This is a genomic window from Paraburkholderia denitrificans (assembly GCF_042655705.1).
In the GTDB taxonomy this organism is placed as follows: domain Bacteria; phylum Pseudomonadota; class Gammaproteobacteria; order Burkholderiales; family Burkholderiaceae; genus Paraburkholderia; species Paraburkholderia denitrificans.
On record NZ_JBHSMP010000013.1, the window covers coordinates 127,493 to 152,084 of the forward strand.

Consider the following 24,592-nt stretch of genomic DNA (forward strand, 5'->3'; position numbering starts at 1 on the left):
AAGCCCGAAATATCGAGCATACGCCGGCTCCGGACGGGTTGCAGGCGCCGGTGCTTCGAGGGGGCGTGACACTTCCTTCACACCAATGTTTGCATCCGGGCCTCAAGTTTTGTTTACCAGCGCCGTCAACCTTCACTGAGGCGGCCAGCAATGAAGTGTGCTTCCGCCGATTGCAACGTGGCCTAAGTTCACAGACTAAAGCCTCAACGGAGAATTAAATGCTCTCGATCAATACCAACGTATCGTCGCTGATCGCACAGAACAACGTGACGAACACCGGCAGCGCGCTCACGCAAGCGATCACGCGCCTCTCGTCGGGCAAGCGCATCAACAGCGCGGCAGACGATCCCGCAGGCATCGCGATTGCCAGCACGCTGCAGACGTCGATCAACGGCCTGAACCAAGGTGTTGCGAACGCGAACAACGCAGTTTCGATGGTCCAGACGGCCGGTTCGGCGCTGATGCAGATCCAGAACGCACTGCAGTCGATCTACCAGGCTGCCGACAATGCACTGGGACCGGATAACACGTCCGCCAACATGGCGTCGTACCAGAAGACGGTTTCGCAGCAAATCGCTGAAGTGAACCGTATCGCTTCGCAAACCACGTTTAACGGCCTGAACCTGCTGAACGGCACGTCTGGCGTGCTGGACGTCCAGGTCGGCGTGGCCGTCGGCCAGACCGTCAAGCTCGACCTGAGCCAGAGCCTCTCGGCTGCCAACCTCGGCGGCGGCTACGTCCAGGCCGGCAACACGCTGGGCCAGCTGAACAACATCAACCTGACTTCGGCCGGCGCGGAAAACACCTCGGGCAATCCGGGTGCGATCACGTCGATTAACGTGATGTCGAACGGTTCGGGCGGCTTCATCTTCACCGACCAGAACAACCAGGTCCTTTCGACGACTGTTTCGAGCGCGCTGTTCTCGACGGTGACCAACAACGGCGTCACGAATCTTGAACTGAACTCGGGCGCGGGCAACGGCCTGCTGCAGACGAACGAAGCTTCGGCGATCAAGACTGCATTCTCCGCCAACAGCGCCACGGCTCTGTCGGGTACGGTGTTCGGCGTCATCTCCGGCCTCAACGCCGATCCGGTGACGGGCACGAACGAAACCACGCCGGGCACGGCTGGCGTGATCACGTCGGTGACGGTCGAGTCGAACGGCAACAAGGGCATGCTGTACTACGACCAGAACGGCAATCAGCTCTCGAGCCAGGCCGTCAATGGCCTGTTCGCCGGCACCGGTACGGGCTTCTCGATGGCTGCTGGCATCGAAAACACCTTCGACGGCCTCAACGCATCGTCCGGTGGCGCGGCTGCAAACACGGCAGCGGACGCTTCGGGCGTGGTCTCGACCCTCGGTCAGATCAACCTGAACAACACGCCGACCAACGTTGCATCGATCAACGTCAGCACGGTTGCAGGCGCGAACCTCGGTCTCGAAGTCGTCAACAACGCACTGGCATCGATCGCCAACCAGCTCGCTACGCTCGGCTCGGTCCAGACCCGCTTCACGGGTCTCGCAACGGCTCAGCAAGCCGCTTCGACGAACATGTCGACCGCCCGTTCGACGATCCAGGACGCGGACTTCGCGGCTGAATCGGCAAACATGAGCAAGGCGCAGGTTCTGCAGCAAGCCGGTATCTCGGTGCTGGCTCAAGCAAACTCGCAGCCGCAGCAGATCCTCAAGCTGCTCCAGTAAGGCCGCATGCAGTAAGCTCTTCTCGCCCCTGTCCACAGGGGCGAGTACGGACAAGCGGCCGGGTTCTCCCAGCGCTTGTCCGTTTCGCTTTATGTTTCGCTTTGTCCCAGGACGCGTGCGGAATTCGCCAATTCGCGCGCACCCGATCCCGAATTTTTGGCCCGGACCACCCGCCGGTCGGGGCCAGACGAGGAGTACGCTGTGTCGACCATCACCGGAACGTCGAGCCAAACCCCAACCGTGGCTTCGGCCCAGACCGCCGCGCAGGCTGCATCGGCCGCCGCGCAGCAGGCGCTGCAACAAGCCGGGCAATCGCTGATCAGTGGCTCGACCGGCAATACTTCTCTCGATCCGCAAAGCATGGTCACCGCGCTCGTCAACGCGAAGGTGGCCGGCCAGCAGGCGTCGCTGCAAATCGAGGCGGCAACCGACAACGCCGCAATCTCCAATATCGGCCAGCTCTCCGCCTCACTGGCGGGATTGCAGGCCGCCCTCGCGCCGCTTCAGAGCGGCGCGCTGATGAACGCGTTCACGGCTACCGCGAGCGGCAGCGGCATCGCCGCGACGGCCGGTTCCGGCGCGTCGGCCAGCGGGTATTCCGTGTATGTCGGGCAGATCGCCCAGACGCAGAGCCTCACATCGGCTGCCATTCCCGTCGCCAGCACCGCGACGATGGGCACCGGCTCGATGACGATTTCGGTCGGCAGCCAGTCCATGACGCTCAACATCGGCTCCGGCAGCCAGAGCCTGAGCCAGATCGTTTCGGCCATCAATTCGTCGAGCAGCAACCCGGGCGTTTCAGCCTCGGTCGTGACCGGCTCGGACGGCTCGCACCTCGTGCTGAGTTCGACGCTGACCGGCGAGGCCAACACGATCAACGTATCGGTCAAGGCGGACTCCCCCACCAGCGCACTCGCCAAGCTCGGCGGCGTGCAGACGATCCAGGGCGGCACCTACGCGTCAGCCGGCATTGCCAGTGCGACGACGGCGAGCGGCGACGGCTCCAGCCTGACCATCAGCGTCGGCAGCAGCTCGTTTTCGGTCACGCCCACGGCAGGCGACACGCTGGCGAACATCGCGTCCGAAATCAACACGGCGGGTGCGGGCGCGAACGTGAGCGCCAGCGTCGTCACGGACAGCGGCGGACAGCAGCACCTCGTGGTCACCCAGCCGGGCGGCAGCTCCGCCTCGCCGGTGACGGTCACCGCGAATGCCTCGACGGACGCTATGCTCACGGCAATCGCCAAGGCGTTGCCCGCGTCGACCCCCGCGCCGGCCACCGGCACGTCAGTCGGCGCATCGTCGATCATCGCGCTCAGCGGCGCTGGCTGGACCCAGACGTCGGCCGCGCAAAGCGCCCAGCTCACGATCAACAGTACGAAGATCACGAGCGCGCTGAACACCGTCAACGCGCTGTCCGGCGTGACGCTGAGCCTTTCGTCGGCGGCGGTGGGCACGAACCAGACGCTGACCGTCGCGCAAGACACGACGACGATGGCCAATGAGATCAGCACGTTCGTGACCAGCTACAACAGCGTGGTCAGCACGATCAGCTCGCTGACCCAGTTCGACGCGACCAACCCGACCGGGTCCGGCACGATGCTCGGCGATTCGATGATCAATGCGATCACCTCGAGCTTCGGCACGATCATCGGCGGGCGCGTCAAGGGCTCGGGCGTGACCGCCACGCTGGCGGACCTCGGCGTCACGCTGAACTCGAACGGCACGCTGTCGCTGAACTCGACGACGCTCGGCAATGCGCTGCAGAACAATTCGTCGAAAGTCGCGGCGCTGTTCAATTCGACGAACGGCATCGGCCAGCAGCTCTATTCGAAGCTCAAGACGTTCACGCAGACGGGCGGCGCCATCTCCCTGCGCGAAACCGCACTGAGCAACGATCTGAAGAGCGTCACGACACAGACGAACAAGCTGCAGACGTACATCGCGCAGCTCACGTCGATGTATCAGGACCAGTTCACGCTGCTGAACACCATCATGTCGACGACCAACAACGAGACGCAGTATCTGACGCAATTGTTCGGCGGTGCCAACAACACGGGCACGCTGAACAAGAGCTCGTAAGACGGACTGGCCATCGTATGAACGCGCCCGAACTGCTCAAGCGCGTGCTCGATCTGACACTTCAGATGGAGCACGCAGCGCAGATGGACGACTGGGAATGCGCCGTGCGCCTCGCGCGCGAGCGCAATCCGCTTCTGATGTCGCTGAGCGAGCCGAAATCGCCGGAGGTCCGCGCCGCCATCGAGCGGATCCAGACCCTGACGATCGCCATCAACCAGCGGGCCGAGACGGCTCGCTCGGAGCTTTCCTCCGAGTTTCGCGCGGCGATGAGCAACGCTTCAGGCGCCGCCGCCTATCAGCGCGCGGCCTCGCTCTAAGCCTGCCCTTGCGGGCCCCCCGGCGGCACGTCGCGACCGCCGCCTCCACTGTTCGAATTGCCCGGCAATCCGGTGCTTGCTTGGCCAATTGCCGCGCCCGGCGCGCCGCTACACTGACCGGACATGCTTCTTTGTGCGCCCTGCCATGACCGCCACGCCGCTTGCCCTAGCCGATTCGGCTAACGCCGACATCCTGTCTCTCGCCGCCACGCTCCCCGCCGATCAGCGCGCCGCGCTCGTGCGCGACTTCGTCGCCACGATCGACAAGCTCACGTCGATCGAACAGCACGACGACGCCTGTGCGATTGCGCGCCAGATGACGCAGATCCTCCCCAACGAGGGCTACGGGTGGAAGACGCTCGCCTACGACCGCCTGCGTCGCGGCGATCTGCCGGGCTCGCGCGACCTGCTGCGTCAGGCGGCGTTGCTGCTGCCGCCCGATCCTCAGCTTGCAACGCACCTTGCGGCGGCCGAAGCGATGTTCGCAGCAGGGGCGGCAAGCCGTGCCGGGCAGCATGAAGAAGCGATCCGGCAATTCGAAACCGTGCTGGCGGTGTATCCGCACTATCCGGATGCGAACCACGGGATCGCACTCGCCCTGCTTGCGCTCGGCCGGCCGCTTGAAGCACTGCCGCGCCTCGAAACGGCGCTCGGCATCAATCCGAACAACGGCCAGTACTGGGCGAACTATGTCGATGCACTGATCCATGCCAAGCGCCTGAAAGCCGCGTGGGTCGCCCTGGAGCTCGGGCAGCGCCATGGCTTGCAGGGGCCGGTGGTCAATCAGCTTATCGACCTGATGAGCCACTTGTCGAATGGCGGCAGCTACAACATCCAGAGCCCTGCCAACCCACCTGCGGGAAGCGCAGTGCAAGAACGGCCCTCATCGCAGACAAAATCCGGCCCGGCGGCGAGCCACCGGAACGGAAAGCAAAAAGAGCCGACGCGCAAACAGCTTGAATCACTCGCCGAGCCGTACAACAACCGTCACTTCGAAGTGGCCGAAAAAAATGCCCGCGCGTTCCTCAAAAAGTTTCCCGGTCATGCGATGGGTACGAAGGTTCTCGGCGTCGCGCTGTATTCGCAAGGCAAGCTTGATGCCGCATTAAGCGAGCTCAACGCTGCATACGAGCTTAATCCTGAGGATGCCGATGTCCTCCATGGCTATGCGGCCACGCTCGAAGCCCAAACCCGTCACGATACCGCGCTGACAATCTGCCGCAAGCTGGCTGAATTCCACCCGGAGCATCCCGAAGGCGCCCGGCTGGAGGCCATTATCCTCGCGTCACTCGGACGTCTCGACGAAGCAGAACAATGCTTTGCTCGCGCATGGAAGACCACGACCGATCCAGCCCTGGTCGCCTTGGCCCAAGGGGCGCTTCACATCCGCCAGGGGCGCATCGAGGACGCAACCGCACAGTTCCGGCTCGCGTTGCAGCATTCGCCCGACAGCGACATGAGCTGGAGCAATTTGCTGTTCACACTGACGCACAACGAAGCCATCAGCGCGGATCAGCTCTTTGCCGAACACGTGCGCTACGGCGAGCACTTCGAGCCCCGATTCCGTGCCAGGTGGTCCGGGCATCCGAACACGCGCGAACCCGAGCGCAGGCTGCGCATCGGCATCATCTCGGCGGACCTGCGCGCGCATGCCGTTTCGACTTTCCTGCTGGCCGTACTGCCCGGACTCGCGAGAGACCCGGGCCTTGAGCTCCATGCTTATTCCAATACCCCGGGCAGCGACCACGTTACCGAAAAGCTACGGGCGCATTTCGCGCACTGGCGCAACATCTGCGGTGTATCGAACGACGAGGCAACACGGCAAATCCGTGCTGACCGCATCGATATCCTGATCGATCTTGGCGGGCACACAGCCCTTAACCGCCTGCTCGTGCTGGCACGCAAAGCTGCGCCGGTCCAGGCGTGCTGGATAGGCTATCCCGGTACAACGGGATTGAGTGCAGTCGACTATTTTCTGGCGGACCGCTTCTGGGTGCCCAACGACGCATTCCGCGCGCGCTTCACGGAAAAGATCGTCTATTTGCCCGCCGTCATGCCATTCCATCCGGCGGACAATGCGCCACCGGTCAATGCGCTGCCAGCGCTATCCAACGGCTATGTGACCTTCGGCAGTTTCAACCGGCTCGAAAAGCTGCGGCGCCCCACGATCGCGTTGTGGGCGCAATTGCTGCGCGCATTGCCCAATGCACGCATGCGGATCGGTGCCATGCCGAGTGACGATACCGGTCCAAACAAGCTGCTTGCGTGGTTCGACGAAGAGGGTATTGCGCGCGAACGGTTCGACTTCTGCCCACGCAGTTCCGTTGCAGTGTTCCTGCAGCAGCATTACGCAGTCGATATATGTCTCGATTCGATTCCGTACGGCGGCCTGACCACCGCACTTCAATCGTTATGGATGGGCGTCCCCACGTTGACCCTCGCCGGCGAAACCGTGCCGGGGCGAAGCGGATCGACTGCGATGAGTCATGCAGGTCTCGAGCAGTTCGTCGCCACCGGCCCGCAAGACTTCGTGCGGCGCGGCATAGCGTTGGCGAACGAGATCCCGACACTGGCCGAACTGCGTGCGACCATGCGCGAGCGCTGCCTCAAGTCGCCCATGTTCCAGCCGGAAGTCGTCGCGAGCGAGGTAAGCCGGGCGCTGCGCGTGATGTGGCGGCGCTGGTGCGCCGGGCTGCCGGCGGAAACTTTTGATGTGACGGCGCAGGACGCGCCATGACGCGACCCAAACAACGCCACCTCCCGCGAGGCGCGCTGAAACCGGTGGCTCAGAGCATGCCGCCCGCCGATACGGGCCATGGCTCAGCCTTGCCCACCCGGGCGCAGGGCGAGGCGGCGATCGCGCTCTTCAACGCCGGGCGGCTTGACGAAGCCAATGCGGCAGCGAGCGCGTTGATCGAACAGTTTCCCGCTCACCCGCTCGGCTGGAAGGTGCGCGCGATCAGCCTGTACCAACTGGGCCAGCATCTGGCAGCCGAACCGTATCTGCGGCGCGCTCACGAACTGCTTCCGAACGATCCGGACGTGCTGCAGGGATATGCTGCGCTGCTGGAAGCCAAAGCTGACCATACGGATGCCGAACGTCTCTGCCGCAAGCTGCTTGAAGTCACTCCGGGACACGTGGAAGGCACGCGCCTCCTCGGCGTTATCTTGATGGCCACCGATCGCGAGCGTGAAGCCGAGCAATACCTGCTGCAAGCCGCGCAACTTGCACCAGACTCGGCGCTCGTATGGAACTCGCTCGGCTCGCTCTATTTGCGCCAGGGGCGAGTCGAGGAGGCGATGCGCCAATTCCTGCACTCGCTCGATCGCGACTCCGGCGATGCTGCCACCTGGAGCAATTTGCTGTTCTGCGTCACGCATAGTGAAAACGTCGAACCCGACGCGCTATTCGCTGCGCATTGCGGTTTTGCCGAACCATTCGAAGCACCCCACAAACCGCATTGGCCACGCCATGCGAATTCGCACGAACCCGAACGCGTGCTGCGGATCGGCTTCGTCTCGGCCGATCTGAACCGGCATCCGGTCGCGAACTTCATCGAACCGGTGTTGCCGCACCTTGCGCGCGACACCGGTTTGCGCCTGTATGCTTATTCGAATACCGTCCGGCCAGACGCTATCACCGAGCGGTTACGCCGTCATTTTGCGCAATGGCGCGACGCCAGCGATATGGACGATGCCGCTCTCGTGCGTCAGATCGAGAACGATGGCATCGACATCCTGATCGATCTGTCCGGCCACACCGGCTATAACCGGCTGCCCGCGTTCGCGCGCAAGCCCGCTCCCGTGCAGGCCAGCTGGATCGGCTACCCCGGCACGACTGGCCTCACCGCAATCGACTATTTTCTGGCGGATCGCTACTGGACACCGTCTGCGCAATTCGAAGCGCAATTCACCGAAAAAATCGTCTATCTGCCCGCCGTCGCGCCTTTTCTGCCGGAACAGGATGCGCCGCCGTTGAATGAACTACCGGCCCTGCGCAACGGCTACGTAACGTTTGGCAGCTTCAACCGCATCAATAAGTTGCAACGCAACGTCGTCGCGCTCTGGGCCCGGTTGCTGCGTTCGGTGCCGACCGCCCGCCTGAAGATCGCCGCCATGCCCCCGGATGGCGCACTCGATGCACAACTATCCCAATGGTTCGCGGAGGAAGGCATCGAAAGCGAGCGGCTTGATTTTCACCCGCGCATGCCGGTCGCCGAGTTTCTGCAACTGCATCACGAAGTCGATATCGCGCTCGACACGTTCCCGTTCGGCGGACTGACAACCGCACTGCAGTCGCTCTGGATGGGTGTGCCCACGTTGACATTGCCGGGCCGGACCGTGCCGGGACGCAGCGGGGCGACGGTCATGGGACATGCCGGCCTGGAGCGCTTCGTCGCCAGCGATACAGAGGACTTCGAGCGACGCGGTGCGGCGCTCGCCGCCGATCTGCCTGCGCTAGCCGAACTGCGAGCCGGCATGCGCGAGCGCTGTGCGGCATCGCCGATGTTTCAGCCCGAGGCACTCGCACGCGGCGTCAGCGAAGCGTTGCGCACGATGTGGCGGCGCTGGTGCGCAGGACAGCCGCCGCAATCGTTCGACGTATCGGAAGAATCCCTCATCAAACCGTCCGCATTGCAGACGAATGTCGCGATGAAAAATTTCGTCTATCAGATATATCGATCGCCCGAAACGCGAGCGGCGCTCGATCCGGGTTTCATCGCGCTCGACAACACGGAGCCGCGGCCCACATCGACCGACTGGCCCGAATACTGGCCGATCCGCCGTTTCCTGACCGAAAACACGCTCGACCCAGCGGCACGCTACGGCCTTTTCCCGGCGGACTTCCACGAGAAAACGTCGCTCACGGCGAATCAGGTCCATCAGTTTCTGGCTTCCACGCCGGACGATGTGGACGTCGTGACGTTTTCGCCTTGCTTCAGTCGCGGCGCGCCATTCAGGAACATGTTCGAGCAGGCGGAATATGGCACCCCTGGTATCGCAGCGGTGTTCGAGGGCGTGATTGAATCCATCGCGCCGGGCGCGGACGGCAAAACGGTGCTGGGCAACCTCGTCATGAGTTCCGTTGAAACCGTGTACGGCAACTGCTTCGTCGCCAAGCCGCGTTTCTGGCAAAGCTGGCTGAACGTGTGCGAAGCGATTTTTACAGTTGCCGAAGCCAACAACAGCGCCCTTGCCCGCTTGCTGAACGCCCCCGTGCGCAGCGAACCGCCCATGCTGGCCCGCGCGCTTGTCGTCGAACGCATCGCATCGCTGCTCCTAAGCCTCACACCCGCCGCCTGGAAGGTCCGGCCTTACGATTCGATGTCCATGCCGGACGCGAATGTTGCCAGCGCCTGCCGAAACGAACTGATCGAACTCGACGCGCTCAAGCTGGCTGCCATTCATACGGGTAATCAGGTGTATTACCGTAAATTCCTCGAACAGCAGCGAGGCGTACTCAAGCGCATCGAAGCACTCGCTACGCCCAATCAGACGTCGGGACTTCGATGAAGCATTACATCCATCAGATTTTCTACTCGCCCGAATCGCGTGCGAGGCTCGACCCGGGTTTCATTCCGCTCGACAACTCCGGACAGCGTCCCGACTGGTACGAATACTGGCCGATACGCCGCTTTTTGCTGGAAAAAACGTTAGATCCGCATGCGCACTACGGTTTCTTTTCGCCGAAATTCGCGGAAAAGACCGGCTTGACCTCCGCGCAGGTCGCGCAGTTTCTGGCCGATACGCCCGACGACGTGGACGTCGTCACGTTTTCGCCGTACTTCAGCAACATCGCGTTCTTTAGAAACGTGTTCGAGCAGGCCGAATACTGGCATCCGGGCATCGCCTCGACGCTCGCAGGCGTGCTGAAGCTGATCGCGCCGCACCGGGATTGCGAACCGCTCATGAACGGCCTCGTCATGAGCGCCGCCGGAACGGTGTACTGCAATTATTTCGTTGCCAAGCCGCGCTTCTGGCAGCACTGGCTCGCGCTGTGCGAGCGCATTTTCGAAGTTGCGGAAGCGGGCGGCACCGAGCTTGCCGCGCAACTTAACAGCGACCGCCGTTACGTACTGCCGACGCCTGCCAAGGTGTTCGTGATCGAACGCATCGTGTCGATCATCCTGAGCACCGAGCCGGACCGCTGGAAAGTCAGAAATTACGATTCGACCGTGCTGCTCGCCGATAACGGGCTGCTGGACGGGAAATACCGCGAGGAAATGGTGGTGCTCGATGCGCTGAAATACGCGGCGAGCGTCACGGGATTTCGCGGGTATTACGAGCAGTTCGTGCGGGCGAGAGAACGACTGCTAATGCGCTACCAAAGCGAATCCGCGGCACCGCGTCAATCCGCCCCAGTTGGGAGATTACGGTCGCGGTGATACCACTCGATCTATCGGGGTTCAGTCCACATATTTCGCGGATGCCATATTTGCAGACTATCGTCATGGCTTCATGGCCGTCCCCCGTTCTCCCGGACACATCAGCCAGGCTGATGTAATAGCCGTTATACGACGCCCGCGAGAAGGCGGGGTTTTAGAGTCGCGCCGCAATGACGCGAGATGATGTATCCAAGGGGAGGCCTGGTTTGAAATGGGTTTCCCCCCTCCGTGGAAGTTGTTGCCGGGTCAATCGCCGTTATGGGGTTTCACATTGATTGGTCGCCCTTCCTTGCGACCATACATCATGTAGTGCTGATACCCAGACGCAATCTGACCTGTGGCAATCGCTTCGGCAATGTCCGGATTGGCCGCTAGATACGCCTGTTCGTCCCAGGCATCAGTCGAGGTAGCCACGGATTCGTGGCCGGATTTCCCCATATTGCCGTAGGGTTTATGTTGGGTTGCCTTGACGGACATGCCTCCCGGAACATATTTCTGCGGGTCGCCAACGGTGTGCATGTAGCCGAACCATTGTGCAGGAATTTCTTGCATTGAACTGACCAATACCTGCTTGAGCAAAAAACTCCCCAGCCTTTCATTACAAAAGTCGAGCGCTCGACGGTTGTAAGAGTCAAACGAGCTGGGCATATGTGAGCGCATAAAGGTGAGGCAAACCCGCTCCAGTTTGTCGATGATGGTCAGAAAAACCTCGGTTGGGAAAATCCCACATTCGACACCACAGGGGATTAGTATGTCGTCAGAGAAAAACAATGACGACTCCTCCGGTGTCAATACGCCAAGCTCCACCGCAATCGCCACATAACGCAAAAGATCAGGAATTTTGTGTGCCGCGGCAAATTGCCGATATATATTGCCCACTCTAATCGGTTGGGCGAGCAGATACGGTGTCTGGACGTTGGCCACGAGCGCTGTAAAGTCAATCTGCGCGGCGGCGGCGGTATCCAGCACAAACATGCCGGCATAATTGGGAGCCGGGTTTCCAAACGCCTGGGGGGCAATAAATTTCCGGTGCAACATGAGGCAGACGCGACCATCTGAAGCATTGGTTCTTTTGAGTATTCGCGCAATAGCGAACGCACCTGACGCGCCAGCAAGAAAAGGATGCAGGGCATCCAGTTCGTCAGCAATTTCGCTCACATGGTAGCCCGCTGGAAAATCCCGATAGTCACCCATGCCGATAAAGCAGGTGTCTTTGGGGAGCGGGAAAACGGGTGGCAAATGACAAAGGCAAAAAATACGCATGATTTTTATGGGTCAGCGGCGGCCAGCTTGCGCCAGAAGATTGTTGGTAATGCCCTCCAGGTGCTGCCCGGATAAGCCTTTCATGGACTGCAAATTTTCAGGCAACACCGTTAGGCCTGGATACCAGGCATTAGCATTCGCGAATGCATTGTTCGCATGTTGAATATGGCAGGCAACATAATGATCGACATACATCACAGGACAACAGACAGCGACGGGTCGCATGAAATCCAGATCCGCCACATAATGCGCCCTCACTTCGAACCCGCCAACGTCAAGAAACGCAGCGGTTCGCGTTAATGCGCCGTTTGAGGCGGGACGTTGCCGATACGTCATTTCCACCGCCCCTTCTCCCACGCTGTAACGCCCCGGTTTCATCGCCGCAGGCGCGTTAGCCGCATGTCTGCCATCGGCATCCAGAAGAATATAGATCGTGCCAAAACGCATGCCCAATTCGGGGTCATTCTCAAGATGAGGCAGTATTGTTGCGAAAAATTCAGCCATGACTTCACGGGTATGGTCGGTAGAGGCGTTGTCCGAGACGATCAGTTGCCAATCCGCGAAGGTTTGCATCAATACCGAGCCTACGGCGGCTTTCAGCATCTCCGCACGGTTGAAGGTGGGAATCAGCACCGTCACCAATGGTTGCTTTTTCCCCTGGCCTGTCGATTTCACATCCAATTACACATCTTTTGGCCGCTGACCAATCAAACGCGCGGGCACACCGCCCCATATCTCGAACGCCCCTACCTCCCCCCTGACCACGCTGCCTGCCGCGATGATGGCACCTTGTCCGATATGCGCGCCATCAAGAATAGTCGAGTTAGCGCCAATCCACACATCATCCTCAATCACCACGCCGCCTTTGCTGGGCATGAATTCTTGATGCCGCATGACCTCCTGCCGGGACAAATAAGCATGATTAGTCGGCGCGATAACGCAGCCCGGAGCGATCAACACGTAATTGCCGAGCACGATGCCGTTGCCTGAGAAAAGCGTGCAATGGGGATTGATGTAGCAATGCTCCCCGATTTTTATGTCGCCTGAGCCACCAACGGCCTTGATGACGGCGAAGTCATAGATTTGCGTGTGCGCGCCGATGGTAAACAACGAGCCCTTTACCGAAGGCTGAATCACCGCATTTTCACTGACATAGGCGGTTGGATGAATCGCCAGGCCATTATGCGGAACACTGATGTTGCTGCTCCTGGCCTCCGCCTTCATCAACACGCCTTGTCCGGTAGGCAGGCTCAGCACGGACAATCCACGCTTTGCAGCAAACGCATCAAAAGCATCACGCTGATCCCTGTACGCCTCCCATCCATAATCATCAAGCAGCATGACACCGCCATCAACCATCAACGGCCAAAGGTACTCTGCGGCAGCCATTTCAGACTTTACGTTGTTCATGTCGATATGAACAAAGCAGAACTGTTTTGATTCGACCTGGTTAAAGGTTTCGGGAACAAGGCCGCGTATCGGATAAACATTGGGAAACGCTTTGAAGGTCTGGACAACCGCCTGATAGCATTCGCTGTAATAATTTTTTAAAAACTCATAATGCGCGCGTTCACGTTCGGACAAGACCGAACTCGGAACCCCTTCATAAGTGTCAAGCAGATAAAAACGCTTTGCGCCAATTTGCTCCGAGCAGTAGGAAAGAATGGAGCGGGCGATGCCACCACGATTAACACCGCATTCGATCAAGTCACCTTCGCGCTGCATCGCGCGTTCCGCAAACCAGCACGCAACATGCACACGCCAATGAATAGCCGCGCCGCTCCAGGAACCTGTTGCTTCACCCGCCGCATAAGCCGTGGCAAAACGCGGGTCGCTCATCCACCCTGTATTGTGGTTAGTGTATAAGCCATCCTGGTTGTATAAATATTCGCTCATGTGAAAAAGTTTTTCTTGTCGGTTGAAATTATGACCGCTCCATTAGCCAGTCAGAATTTTGTGAAAATTGAAGCATGAGTTGATCGAGGTGCTCACCCGGGCTGACGGTTTCCTGAACCTGCGAGAACTTACTGGCATAGCAAAAGGGGGTTGGCTTCTTTGTTGCCGAATCGACCGAAGGACGCACAACTGCGCAATGCCGTCCGCTTACTCTAAAAAGACTGTCAGCCGAACGCTCGGCGTAATGGTAGACAGATTCGGTTGTGTTCCCCAACACATTGATGACGGCCGGCATCTTGAAGGGAGTGTCCAGTATGCGGCAAATCGTCTCTGCGATAGAGCGGCTGCTCACGAAGTTGCGCCTTTGCTCACCGCTGCTACGGAGCGTGATTTGACCATGCATATAAGCTTCAAGAGGAAACGAGAAGGGAATCAAGCTCCATCGCCGAAAATGGCGCAAATCCGGCAATGCCCCATATACGGCATTGGGGCGCAGAACGACCACCTGGCAATCTTCGCCCGAAAATACTTTTCTGAAAATCTGCTCCGTGCAGAAGTGCGCCATTGCATAGTAAGACAAGGGGTTGGGTGGCCGACTTTCGTCTATCGTGCCTTCTTGTTTTCCATAGACGTGGGAGCTGGAAACATAAATGGCAATCCTGGCACCCGCTTCTTTGGCACGTTGGGCAAGCCCCTCGGCACCAGCAAGGATTTTTGTCAAATTGCCAATGGCACCATCGGCAAAATCTTCGTCAACAACGCCAGCGCAATGCACCAGCGCGTCACTGGCAGGGAAGATCTGGCAATTCGCCAAGTCTGATAGATCGCAAAGGCAATCGGCTTTGGATAAATCTCGCCCTAACCGAAAAGACTCGTGTGTTTTCAGGCTGGCATAGACAGCAGAGCCAATTAATCCCGATGCGCCAGTCAACAAGATGCGCATGGCAGATTACCGGACACGCTTCAAATAACCATCAAACGCCTCTGTAATCATCAACTTGTCACAGAGTTGCCGATCTATCTCGAATTCGTTATTGCCCTTCAAGAAATCTCGCATAGCCGTCATTGGGTTATCGCCAACATCCCACGGGCGGGTTGCGGAGTAATAGCCCTTCGGAAAATACTCAATAAAAGTATCGGGTAGCACAAGGTATGAACCGATACTGACCAAGGGCGCGTAAAGCTCAAGTTCAGCCGCGACGTGAGCGTGGCTGTGCAGCGAATCGAGAAAAACCATCACGCGCTTACGCCCACGGGCGATTTCTCGTACCTGCGCCATCGTCTCGGCGGATATGGACGAGCCTTCAATCATCTGGATGCGTTTTGCCATCGGATGATTGAGGATTTCTTTACGGTTGTGCTCGCGAATGTCGATGTCGATGCCCAACACCAGGCCATCGCCGCCATTTATCTCAAGCATGGATGCCGACAACATCAGGCTTCCGCCATGCGCGATGCCGGTTTCAATAATTAAATCGGGCTTGACTGCCCAAATAATCTCTTGAGTGGCCACGATGTCGCTTGGGTACTTGATGATCGGGCGGCCAAGCCATGTGTAGTTGTATGAGTATTTATATTCGTCGGAAGCGATCATCCAGTCGAGCGATGCCTTCTTTAAGCGTTCATCAGCCGCCATGCGCTTAATATCATCGGCCCTCTCGCCCTTGAATTGCTGAATAGGATCCATGTCATTGCCCCCTGTTAAAAATTAAACTTGTTGAAAATATCCCGCTGCTGGAAAAATGTGGGGAGATGCCTGTCTTTGTCGGAAATCTCGGCGGGTACTGTGGTCGGCCAGCCTATTTTCAATTCAGGATCATTCCAGAGAATTCCTGAATCGTGCTCCGCTGAATAGGGCTTATCCACCTTGTAACTCAAGACCGCGCCATCCGCCAGGGAGCAAAAGCCATGCGCGATTCCTTTGGGAAGAAAAAGCCAAACAGGTTCGTCGCCATTCAAGACAATTTTGTCGTGCATTCCAAACGTGGGGGAATTCGGGCGGCAGTCGACGAATACATCAAGCAAGGCGCCGACCACCACTCGAACCAACTTGGTTTCGGTGAAGGGCGCTTTCTGAAAATGCAGGCCGCGAACGGTGTCTTTCTTGAGTGTGCCGGATTGGTTTTCTTGAACCCAGTTTTTGTGCAAGCCTGCTTGTTCAAATACGTCCGCGTCATAGGCTCTCATAAAATAGCCGCGAGAATCACGGCGCGGGGCAAGCACAATTTTTTTTACCCCATGAATTTTGAGATCGAATATATCCACTATCACTCCTGCGTTTCCTGCTGAGCTGCCCCGTATTGGTCAATTTGCATCAGAGAAAATACTTGCATATCCGCACCCTCGCGCCAGGCCAAATGCCAGTCAACGGTATGCACCAACGCTTCATCAAGCGTCCAGCGTGGATGCCAATTCAGGCGTTGTTTGGCTTTGTTGCTACTTAGTTTGAGAATCCCGGCCTCGTGCTGTTGCGGCGCTTTTTCCTGGTGCCAGTTAGCACCGGGAATGAGCGCGCAGAGACGATCTGCAATCCATTCAACCGAGCGAGCATCAGCGTCTTCCGAACCAAAATTCCAGGCCTCGGCATACGCGTTGTTTTCGGTATGGAGCTTTTCCGCCAGTTGCAGATAGCCCGATAAGGGTTCGAGCACATGCTGCCACGGGCGAACTGCGTGAGGGTAACGAATGACAAGCGGCTGGCCCGCATCGATGGCGCGCAAAAAATCAGGCACAAGACGATCAAGCGACCAGTCGCCACCGCCGATGACATTGCCGGCGCGAGCGCTAGCTAATGCGATATTTTGCGCCGTAAAAAAAGAGCGGCGATAAGCGGATGTCACGAGTTCTGAACAGGCTTTGCTGCTTGAATATGGGTCGTATCCGCCTAGTGTTTCGTCCTCTGCGTAGGGTTCGTTTTTCTCCCGATTCTCATAACATTTGTCGGTGGTGATATTCAGCACCGCACGAACTGTGGGCGTTTGACGCACGGCCTCAAAGAGATTCACCACGCCCATCACATTGACTGCGTAAGTTTCAGCGGGCTCTGCGTAGGAATAGCGCACGAGCGGCTGGGCGGCAAGGTGCAAAACAATCTCGGGCGATGCCGCCTGCAACGCAAGGCGCAAAGCGTCGGCATCACGAATGTCGGCAATCGTGCTGCTGGCTAAGCGGTCAGCCAACCTGGTCACTTCATAAAAACCTGGTGTGGTGGCGGGGGCTAGCGCATAACCATGAACCTCTGCTCCCATTTCGCTTAACCACAACGCCAGCCAGCCGCCTTTAAAGCCGGTATGTCCGGTTAAAAAAACGCGGCGGCCAGACCAGAAAGACTGATTCAAGACCATGTTTTCCACGGCGCTTTGCCCGATGCCCACAAGCCTTCGAGCACGTTTTTTTCTCTCAGCGTGTCCATCGGCTGCCAGAATCCCTGATGTTCAAACGCCATCAGTTCCCCTTCTGCGGCAAGCCTTGTTAATGGCTCAACTTCCCAACTGGAGGCATCATTTTCAATGTAGTCGATGCAGCGCGGCGACAAGATAAAAAAACCGCCGTTGATGAGGCCGCCATCGCCGCGAGGTTTTTCGTGAAAACCAGCCACGCACTCGCCTTCCATTGCCAATGCCCCATATCGCCCCGGCGGTTGCACAGCGGCGATGGTCGCCAGTTTGCCGTGTTGCTGGTGAAAGACAATTTCCTGGGTGATGTCGATGTCGGCAATACCGTCACCATAGGTAAAGCAAAAATCGCCGTCCTGTACGTAGTCGCGTACTCGCTTGAGGCGTCCGCCGGTCATGGTGTCTTCGCCTGTATCGACCAGCGTCACTCGCCAAGGTTCGGCATAGCGATGGTGCACTTGCATGGCGTTGTTGGCCATGTCAAAAGTGACATCAGACATATGCAAGAAGTAGTTGGCGAAATACTCTTTAATCATGTAACCCCGGTAGCCGCAGCAGATCACAAAGTCGTGAATGCCGTGGCTGGAGTAGACCATCATGATGTGCCACAACATCGGCTTGCCGCCGATCTCGATCATGGGCTTGGGGCGCAGACTGGTTTCTTCGGAAATCCGTGTACCCAATCCGCCTGCGAGGATGACTGCTTTCATAACGATAAGATTTGTTCTACGCCGAGGTACACGCAAAGGTTCGCTTCCAACTGTTCGTGGAACGGACCGCCATTCGTGAGAACTTTGTTGTTCCAGATTTGCTGCAAATAAGGAACCAGCTCGTCCAGGGGAGGCAAGGTCGGCCTGGTGACAAAAATGTTCTCGTTTCGCATGTGTTAACAGATCAATGTTTGCGCTCAAGCCAGCGCCTCGTTCATTTCCAGACACGAAAGCGACTCGCCAATACGCGGCACTCGCAAGAAGCAGTCACAGTTGCAGTGAACACGGAAGGAGCGACCGTATCGGATTATCCGACCTGGCCGGCCACCCTGAAGCGCGGATTTGAGCCCGAAAGCGGTGCTAGTTAGCGAGATACCGCGTCCGGAAGGGAGAGCGGCGGCAGCATTTGGGGGGCACGAGCGCCCGTATCAACACGCTGGGGAAGCGCTTTCTGAACAGACTCGACGACACCGCCCCACCGCCCCTGCGCCCGCTGCCTGAACAACCTTACGCCCGGATACCACGGCGAATCCTCCCGCCCGTGCATCCAGCGCCAGTCGATATCCTGCGCGGGCAGCAGCACCCAGCACGGCGTGCCAACGGATCCCGCGATATGAGCCATCGCGGTATCCACACAAATCACCAGATCGAGCTGCGCGACGATCGCGGCGCTATCGGCCAGATCGCCAACCTCGGATCCCAGATGCAGCAGCGGCTGTCCCTCCGGCGGCATGGCGGCCTCGTCCTCACCCTGCCCTTTCTGCAAACTGACGAACTGAACGCCCGGCACCTGCCACAGCGGTTCAAGCACGGCGAGCGAAGGCAATGACCGGTGTGCATCGTTGTGATGCTTCGGATTGCCCTTCCACACAAGGCCCACGCGCAACCCGGGCGGCAGCGTATCAAGCTTCGCACGCCAGCGCTCGACCAGAACGGGATCGGGCTTCAAATACACCGCCGGCGAAAGCGCCTCGTCTTGCGCATGATCGACCATGCCCAGACGCAGCGGCACGCTCATCAGGCTGATCCAGCAATCGAACTCGGCCACGTGCGCCTGAGCCTCTGCATGAACGACCACCTCATCGACGCCATCCACGGCACGCAATAAGCGGTGCAGCGGCGGCAAACACGCCACCGTCAAACGTGAAACCCCGAGCGCCTTCAAGCGCGCCAGATAACGGCCGAACTGCACCATATCGCCGAGCCCATCCTCCTGCCAGACCAGCAGCGAGCGGCCTTGCAACGACTCGCCACGCCAACGCGGACAGGGCTTCAGCACCACTTCGCTCTGGCGATGAACAAAACGCTCCGGTTCGTAACGCGCCTCGTATTCCACCCACGCTTCTTCATACCGCCCAAAACTCAGCAGCAGCGTCGCGAGCCCGAAACGCGCATCGGCATAACGCGGATCGAGCGCAAGCGCCGCACGATATTCGACTTCGGCTTCGGCGAGACAATCGAGGCTCTTGAGCACCGTCCCGAGGTTGTAATGCGTCACGCTCAGTTCCGGGCGCAGCGCCAACGCCCTGCGGTAAAGCTCCGCGGCCTGCGCGGGCAACCCGCGAGCCTGCAGCACGCCGCCAAGATTGTTCAGTATTTCGACGCTCTGCGGACGTAGCGCAAGCGCCTCGCGATAGCTCGCTTCCGCATCATCGAGACGCTCCAGCGCGTGCAACACGATCCCGAGGTTGTAATGGCTTTCGGCGAAATCCGGGCGAATGGCGATCGCATGGCGATAGGCCGTTTCGGCTTCGGGCAAGCGCCCGAGCTTTTCGAGGATCGTGCCGTGCGTGTTGAGCGCTTCGGGATAGCGCGGCTGAATCGTGAGCGCGCAACGGCACGCGAGTTCGGCCTCGATATATCGCTCGCGCAGCTTCAATACGCTCGCGAGATTATTCAGCGCAAGGGGATAGTGCGGACGAATTTCAATCGCCCGCCGATACGCAATCTCTGCCTCGTGCAGGCGCCCGAGCGACTTCATCACATTGCCGAGATTGTGATGCGACTCGGCGTGCGAGGGTTGAATCGTCAGCGCTTGCTGGTATTCGGCTTCAGCCTCGTGCAGACGATTCGTCGCCTGCAATGTGAGCGCAAGGTTGTAGTGCGCCTCCAGATAATCGGAGCGCAGCGCGAGGGCCTGCCGAAACGCATCCTCGGCCTCTTGCAGACGACCGAGGCGCTGCAGCATGGCGCCGTGATTGTTGTGCGCTTCGGGGAAATCGGGGTGTTGTTCACGAACCTGCCGATGGAGCCGCTCCGCGTCCTCTGGTGAAAGGTCGGTCACTTCGACATCGAGTCCCGCGAAATCGTTTGTGTTCACGCGTCGCATTTCGGACGAAATGGCCGTCCGGCTGGGGAAATTGGCACGACGCCATCATGATCCCTGTTCGCACGATTCAAATCCGCAATGTGCGACAGACTATGGTGCTTATTCCGGCATCTGATTACGCGACCGTGCCGACCTGAAACGTGCCCATCACCGATTGCAGACGCTTCGCCTGCTCGGTAAGCGAGTGCGCCGCGGCAGCCGCCTGTTCGACAAGCGCGGCGTACTCACGCACGATCGAGAGGCCGACATGGGCGATGTTGACGAGATCGTGCTTGCGCTCGTCGATTCGCGTCGAACGCGTGAGCCAGGCAGCGGAAACCTAAACAGCTAGCAATGCGATCAGGCTGATCACCAGCGGCAACCAGAGTTTTTGCGTGAAGCTGAGTTTGTTCATCCGCGTTCCACGACGTGACCGAAGGGCCGGGCGCCCTTTTCCCATGAAGGCGCCCATTTGCGGCAGCGTGCTTGAGCGCGGTGAGCGGCGTCAATACGTGTGTGCGTGTAACCGTGAAAATCACCGGGCCTCGAACAGGGCAGACCCGGCACGGTGCATCTGCCTTCTTTGCCTTATCGACCGCTGTAAGCAAAAAATTTCCGGTGTAAAACCCTTGAAAGGACCAGCGTATTTGACGATTCGCCCGACGCTGCGGGGTGCGGTTGGGGCTTCTGCATTAGAAGCGCACACCGGTTTTGAGTGTGCGGATTGGGGTGCCGATGAGAGGATTCGAATTCAGGCCCAAAGTTCGCCATGACGACGACGTGCCGCGCGACAACTTGCCTGGTTTCGCCCACGGGAAAAGGCCTTAAATTGTCAGTGAGCGGTTAGGAAGCAGGTAGCGAGTTGGACTAGCCGCCACATGCGTCTTCGATGCTACGGGGAAGACGTGTTTGCCTGAAATTAACCCTGGAGGGCTGCCGCTGAATAATACGGACTCTGACCAATCTATCTGCAAGCCGCTCGTGGCTTCGGTTAAGGGCCAGCGAGCATCCCAAGACTGTTTTTGAACAGTCATAGATACGTCTGAAAACGTATCCTTGTTGTAATCGCGCCGGTACGCAATGTCCGGCGCTTTGTTTTTTCTGAGTCTAATGAAGCGATATTTCCCGGCCTTCGGGCCTCGTTGAGTGGTGTCCGAAAGGCAATGCGAAGGACTCGATAACGGAAGCGCAGGTGTACTTTCGCTACACCATGTAAGGCAGGAAGAAGGGTGAAGCTGCTGGAAGACTTGTCAAACCTGGCGCCCCGGCTTGCCGTCACTGCCTGGCAGCCAGATCAATCACGGCCACAGCCGCGCGAAATCGAATGAAAGCTGGCGGTGGTGACGAATGGACAGCAAGTACACCGTGGCACTGGCCTCCATGGAGGCGTAAAGCATCAGGTAGTCACCGAGCAGATATTCACGCAGCGCGCCAGCAGTGCCAATCGGCAATGCTGCAAGCTGTGCCAGAGCTTCGGCAGACTGAGGCGGATTGTCCAGATAGGGCCGACCGATGCGTGGAAATCGGGCTAGGTTGGGAATAACCGTGGCGCGCAACTCCTTGAGCAGACCATCGAATGCAAATGCCACGTCTGCATCAGTCAGGAACGCCTCAATGCTTTCCAGGCGTTCCAGGAAACTTGAGGTCAATTCGACCCGGTAAGCCTCCTCAGCCACGCTTCTTGACCGTCCTGCCGGTGGTGACGTTGGCGCGGCGTTGTTGAAGTCGGGCGATGGCGGCGTCGGCCGCATGCGTACGTCCGGCCTCGATGTCAGCCAGACCACGCTTGACGTCTTCGATCAGTAACAGGTGGATGCGCTCACGCTCTAGCCGGTGGTAGTAGTCCAGCCGGTCAGCGTCGATGATTGCGACGTAGCTTTCGCCGTTCTTGGTGATGATCTTCTCGGCGCCCGCCTTGGCCTGGTCAGCCAATTCGGACAGATTGGCGCGTGCCTGCGTGAGGGGCACCACATCGCTGGCTGAAAAGCCCATGACTGAATCCCGGAACAAGGTTGGCAGAATTCTGTACAGTCTATCCCACCACCGTTCGTTCGGCCAAGTGCGTCAGTCGTCGGCCGCCCGAGGCAGTTGCTGTCCATGCGCCACACGCATCTACTAGAAAGCGAGCCGTCCCGTAATGGACCTCCAAAACGACAAAATCCTCACTCAGCGTAGTCCACTGAGTGAGGATCGGGCTGACCATCCTGTTAAGCCGCTGGCACCGAAGTGCCAGGCGGCTTTTTCTCCCGGTCAACCGAGCGTCAGAAGTCGAGCTGCGCGTTCGTGATACCCAGCGCCGCGGCGATCTTCTCGCGCGACGACTTGCGCAACTTCTCGCTCACCTCTTGTTGAGCATAAGCAGACTGGCTGATGCCGAGTCGCATCGCGACTTCGGCTTGCGTCAGCCCGAGATATTCGCGCCACGCGCGCAGGGGCGTCGCCCCGTCTACCGTTGCGCTGACAACTTCATGCGGAATCAGGTCGCGCTCTTCCTGACGCAATTCCATGTATTCCGCGTAGGGGATCACCACAAAGGCCGGCGCTCCGTCCGGCCCCTTGATGATTTGGACGTTAGTACGTGCGTTCATCGTGTTTCTTTACCTCCTCGATTTCGACCACCTTGATCCCGCCATCCCAGTTAAACAGAACCCGGTAGTTGCCGACCCTGAGCCGGTAGCCATGCTCGTGATTCGTAAGCGACTTCACGTTCTGGCAATTCGGCATTGCTTCCAGGGTGCTGACGCTGTCACGAATGACCGTCTGGACTTGGCGATCCAGCTTACGCAGCTGCTTGAATGCTTTGGGGGCCCATTTGATCGAGTTCACGCAAGCTATTATAAGTTTTGATATAAGCCAGAACAAGGTATCTATAAGTTATCCGCAGTGGGCGGCGCGGTAGCTCGCGCACTACTTCGCCGGTGGTTGCGCATCGCGGAATCGCATAACTTCGACACCGATCCAGTCATTCACCTCCGGCAGCCGCGCCTTCAACGGCTCAATTTCGAGCGCGTTAAATACCTCGGCCGCCTTGTGCCCGTCGCCGAATCCTCACACATTCGACACGATGATGCCCTTCAGCTTGCGGCGGCACACGGTTCGCCGCAAGCTGATCCTCGACCGTCACCTTCTTGATACTCGTCCTTCGCGGCGACCGCGCCGATCGGCAGGCGCTGGATACAGTCCTTCTTCGCCTTCGGCGCGTACATAAAGAGATTCCGGAAATTGCCCGGCCCTTTCGCGTTTTTCAGCGCCAGGCGCAGGTTGTCGACATCTTCCTGACGCTCGGCCGCGTCCGTCATATACAGATGAAACCGGCGTGGCTCCCGTTCTTGTACTAGCGTCGGCGAAACAGCGTCGCACTCTCATTCAGCGAGGTCGAATCAAGCCGGTCTATCAGACGGTGACGGCCGCGTGGAGGAAGGTGCTGAAGCGTGCCGGGATCCGTGACTTCCGCTGGCACGATCTGCGGCACACCTGGGCGAGCTGGCACGTGCAGCGCGGCACGCCGTTACAGGTGCTCAAGGAACTCGGCGGATGGGAAACAATGGAGATGGTGCAGCGTTACGCTGCACTTGTCGGCGGAACACCTGGCGCACTGGGTGGCACCGCTCACGGAGCTGCCTGTCCCGAAGTTAGCTGCAATCTAGCTGCAATGAGACTGGCCGACGAAGAGGGGAAATCGCTGAAAGCCTTGTCAGGCTTGGCGCCCGGCTGGGATCGAAAAAAGCGGGGAGAAGCCCGTTAGATAAGGCGTTGAGGAGTGCCCTCCTTCTTACGGGTACAACCTGGGGAGTAACGACCCCATCGCTGCAGTTATTTGCAACAATTTATTACCGCGCTACGAACAGCCATTCGCGTTTCGTGGCTCATCGGGCATAAACAAGCCGCGCGACGACTTGCGGCCCATTCCCTCACTTGTCCTTCGAACTGCAACGTCCGTTTTCAACGGTCAAGCAGCCCTTCATGCACGCCGGGCAACGCGGCTTGTTGAACTACCCGTGATTGGGCGTCCCTTCAGCCTGCCGTCGATTGTCGTTGATGAATGGTTCGTGCGATTTGAGAAAGCTGTTCGACCGCAGCATCTCATGGTCGAAAAGTTGATTCGACCTGATACAAGTAGCCGTTTCGACGCGCCGGCTGAAGCGCGCGAAGTTCGGGTAGCTTGAACGCAAGCTAGTAACGCGCGCTCAATGGAGATACGAACATGGCCGATCTCCCCGCCGAATTGCTACAGGCGGAAATCATTGAGTGCGGCGGCGCAATCATCCTGCTGAGTTCTGTGACCGCTACAAGCTTTCGCGCTCGACGTTCTACGAAGTGCGCAAGCGCGGACTCGGGCCGCACGAAATTCACATCGGTCGGCGAGCTCTGATCGCCCTACGGGCGATCAGAGAATGGGGGAGACGATGGCGAACCGCTGGAGTGCCGAAACTCAACTCAACGACCAAAGACGGCGCGGCGGTCTGCGCAAGACGTGCGGGTGGCAGGATGCTGAGGAAGGCGTCGGCTGAGACGGCGCCCCTATTGGAATT

20 protein-coding genes and 5 pseudogenes are annotated in these 24,592 nt (G+C 58.9%); 8 read left to right on the forward strand and 17 right to left on the reverse strand.

Features of this window, described 5'->3' with window-relative positions:
* Positions 1-218: 218 nt before the first annotated feature.
* The 6 genes from ACFPTO_RS10055 to ACFPTO_RS10080 all read left to right on the forward strand — a co-directional run bounded on the left by ACFPTO_RS10055 (position 219) and on the right by ACFPTO_RS10080 (position 10,488).
* Complete coding sequence (locus ACFPTO_RS10055; RefSeq protein ID WP_377711220.1) at positions 219-1,703, forward strand: flagellin N-terminal helical domain-containing protein; 1,485 nt, start codon at positions 219-221, stop codon at positions 1,701-1,703.
* Between the two features lie 201 nt (positions 1,704-1,904).
* A complete protein-coding gene (gene fliD, locus ACFPTO_RS10060) occupies positions 1,905-3,785 on the forward strand; it encodes a flagellar filament capping protein FliD (RefSeq protein WP_377711222.1) in 1,881 nt (626 codons plus the stop codon).
* Positions 3,786-3,802: 17 nt separating this feature from the next.
* On the forward strand, positions 3,803-4,102 hold the full coding sequence (locus ACFPTO_RS10065; protein WP_377711223.1) for a flagellar protein FliT: 300 nt from the start codon (positions 3,803-3,805) through the stop codon (positions 4,100-4,102).
* 88 nt (positions 4,103-4,190) lie between these two features.
* On the forward strand, positions 4,191-6,839 hold the full coding sequence (locus tag ACFPTO_RS10070; protein WP_377711224.1) for an O-linked N-acetylglucosamine transferase family protein: 2,649 nt from the start codon (positions 4,191-4,193) through the stop codon (positions 6,837-6,839).
* Complete coding sequence (locus ACFPTO_RS10075; protein WP_377711225.1) at positions 6,836-9,616, forward strand: O-linked N-acetylglucosamine transferase, SPINDLY family protein; 2,781 nt, start codon at positions 6,836-6,838, stop codon at positions 9,614-9,616. Before ACFPTO_RS10070 ends, ACFPTO_RS10075 begins: the two co-directional genes overlap by 4 nt.
* A complete protein-coding gene (locus tag ACFPTO_RS10080) occupies positions 9,613-10,488 on the forward strand; it encodes a hypothetical protein (protein WP_377711226.1) in 876 nt (291 codons plus the stop codon). Before ACFPTO_RS10075 ends, ACFPTO_RS10080 begins: the two co-directional genes overlap by 4 nt.
* Before the next feature lie 246 nt (positions 10,489-10,734).
* Here ACFPTO_RS10080 and ACFPTO_RS10085 read toward each other — a convergent pair whose 3' ends face one another.
* The 17 genes and pseudogenes from ACFPTO_RS10085 to ACFPTO_RS10165 all read right to left on the reverse strand — a co-directional run.
* On the reverse strand, positions 10,735-11,751 hold the full coding sequence (locus ACFPTO_RS10085; protein ID WP_377711228.1) for a hypothetical protein: 1,017 nt from the start codon (positions 11,749-11,751) through the stop codon (positions 10,735-10,737).
* Between the two features lie 12 nt (positions 11,752-11,763).
* Positions 11,764-12,426, reverse strand: a complete 663-nt coding sequence (locus ACFPTO_RS10090; RefSeq protein ID WP_377711711.1) for a glycosyltransferase family 2 protein — start codon at positions 12,424-12,426, stop codon at positions 11,764-11,766.
* A gap of 6 nt (positions 12,427-12,432) precedes the next feature.
* Positions 12,433-13,647 (reverse strand): TylF/MycF/NovP-related O-methyltransferase, encoded by a 1,215-nt coding sequence (locus ACFPTO_RS10095; protein WP_377711229.1) that lies wholly within the window; start codon positions 13,645-13,647, stop codon positions 12,433-12,435.
* 28 nt (positions 13,648-13,675) lie between these two features.
* Positions 13,676-14,590, reverse strand: coding sequence for an NAD-dependent epimerase/dehydratase family protein (locus ACFPTO_RS10100; RefSeq protein ID WP_377711231.1), 915 nt, complete (start codon positions 14,588-14,590; stop codon positions 13,676-13,678).
* A gap of 6 nt (positions 14,591-14,596) precedes the next feature.
* A complete protein-coding gene (locus ACFPTO_RS10105; RefSeq protein WP_377711232.1) occupies positions 14,597-15,334 on the reverse strand; it encodes a cephalosporin hydroxylase family protein in 738 nt (245 codons plus the stop codon).
* Between the two features lie 14 nt (positions 15,335-15,348).
* Positions 15,349-15,912 carry a dTDP-4-dehydrorhamnose 3,5-epimerase gene (gene rfbC / locus ACFPTO_RS10110; RefSeq protein ID WP_377711233.1) on the reverse strand — a complete coding sequence of 188 codons (564 nt, stop codon included), beginning with the start codon at positions 15,910-15,912 and terminating at the stop codon, positions 15,349-15,351.
* 2 nt (positions 15,913-15,914) lie between these two features.
* Positions 15,915-16,991: a CDP-glucose 4,6-dehydratase gene (gene rfbG / locus ACFPTO_RS10115; RefSeq protein WP_377711712.1), complete on the reverse strand. Its 1,077-nt coding sequence runs from the start codon at positions 16,989-16,991 to the stop codon at positions 15,915-15,917.
* A complete protein-coding gene (rfbF, locus tag ACFPTO_RS10120; protein ID WP_377711235.1) occupies positions 16,982-17,752 on the reverse strand; it encodes a glucose-1-phosphate cytidylyltransferase in 771 nt (256 codons plus the stop codon). The genes rfbG and rfbF overlap by 10 nt, the downstream gene beginning before the upstream one ends.
* An 8-nt stretch (positions 17,753-17,760) precedes the next feature.
* Positions 17,761-17,925, reverse strand: a pseudogene (locus tag ACFPTO_RS10125) (DegT/DnrJ/EryC1/StrS family aminotransferase); the annotation flags it as partial.
* Positions 17,926-18,116: 191 nt separating this feature from the next.
* Complete coding sequence (locus tag ACFPTO_RS10130) at positions 18,117-19,511, reverse strand: tetratricopeptide repeat protein (RefSeq protein WP_377711713.1); 1,395 nt, start codon at positions 19,509-19,511, stop codon at positions 18,117-18,119.
* Between the two features lie 195 nt (positions 19,512-19,706).
* Positions 19,707-20,081 (reverse strand): annotated as a pseudogene (locus tag ACFPTO_RS10135) (tetratricopeptide repeat protein); the annotation flags it as partial.
* A 148-nt stretch (positions 20,082-20,229) separates the two neighbouring features.
* A pseudogene (locus ACFPTO_RS10140) lies at positions 20,230-20,475 on the reverse strand (methyl-accepting chemotaxis protein); the annotation flags it as partial.
* Positions 20,476-21,358: 883 nt separating this feature from the next.
* Positions 21,359-21,736 carry a type II toxin-antitoxin system RelE/ParE family toxin gene (locus ACFPTO_RS10145; protein WP_377711237.1) on the reverse strand — a complete coding sequence of 126 codons (378 nt, stop codon included), beginning with the start codon at positions 21,734-21,736 and terminating at the stop codon, positions 21,359-21,361.
* Entirely contained in the window at positions 21,729-22,052 is a 324-nt protein-coding gene (locus ACFPTO_RS10150) for a type II toxin-antitoxin system Phd/YefM family antitoxin (protein ID WP_377711238.1), read from the reverse strand. Before ACFPTO_RS10150 ends, ACFPTO_RS10145 begins: the two co-directional genes overlap by 8 nt.
* Before the next feature lie 269 nt (positions 22,053-22,321).
* The gene (locus ACFPTO_RS10155; protein ID WP_377711239.1) at positions 22,322-22,648 is read right to left on the reverse strand and encodes a helix-turn-helix domain-containing protein; all 327 of its coding nucleotides are present in this window, start codon (positions 22,646-22,648) and stop codon (positions 22,322-22,324) included.
* Complete coding sequence (locus tag ACFPTO_RS10160) at positions 22,632-22,886, reverse strand: type II toxin-antitoxin system RelE family toxin (RefSeq protein ID WP_377711240.1); 255 nt, start codon at positions 22,884-22,886, stop codon at positions 22,632-22,634. Before ACFPTO_RS10160 ends, ACFPTO_RS10155 begins: the two co-directional genes overlap by 17 nt.
* Before the next feature lie 81 nt (positions 22,887-22,967).
* Positions 22,968-23,445: pseudogene (locus ACFPTO_RS10165) on the reverse strand (phage portal protein); the annotation flags it as partial.
* Here ACFPTO_RS10165 and ACFPTO_RS10170 point away from each other — a divergent pair.
* Together ACFPTO_RS10170 and ACFPTO_RS10175 are read left to right on the forward strand one after the other, a co-directional pair.
* Positions 23,443-23,707: pseudogene (locus ACFPTO_RS10170) on the forward strand (tyrosine-type recombinase/integrase); the annotation flags it as partial. The pseudogenes ACFPTO_RS10165 and ACFPTO_RS10170 overlap by 3 nt on opposite strands.
* 557 nt (positions 23,708-24,264) lie before the next feature.
* Positions 24,265-24,432 carry a hypothetical protein gene (locus tag ACFPTO_RS10175; RefSeq protein ID WP_377711241.1) on the forward strand — a complete coding sequence of 56 codons (168 nt, stop codon included), beginning with the start codon at positions 24,265-24,267 and terminating at the stop codon, positions 24,430-24,432.
* The last annotated feature ends 160 nt before the right edge of the window (positions 24,433-24,592 follow it).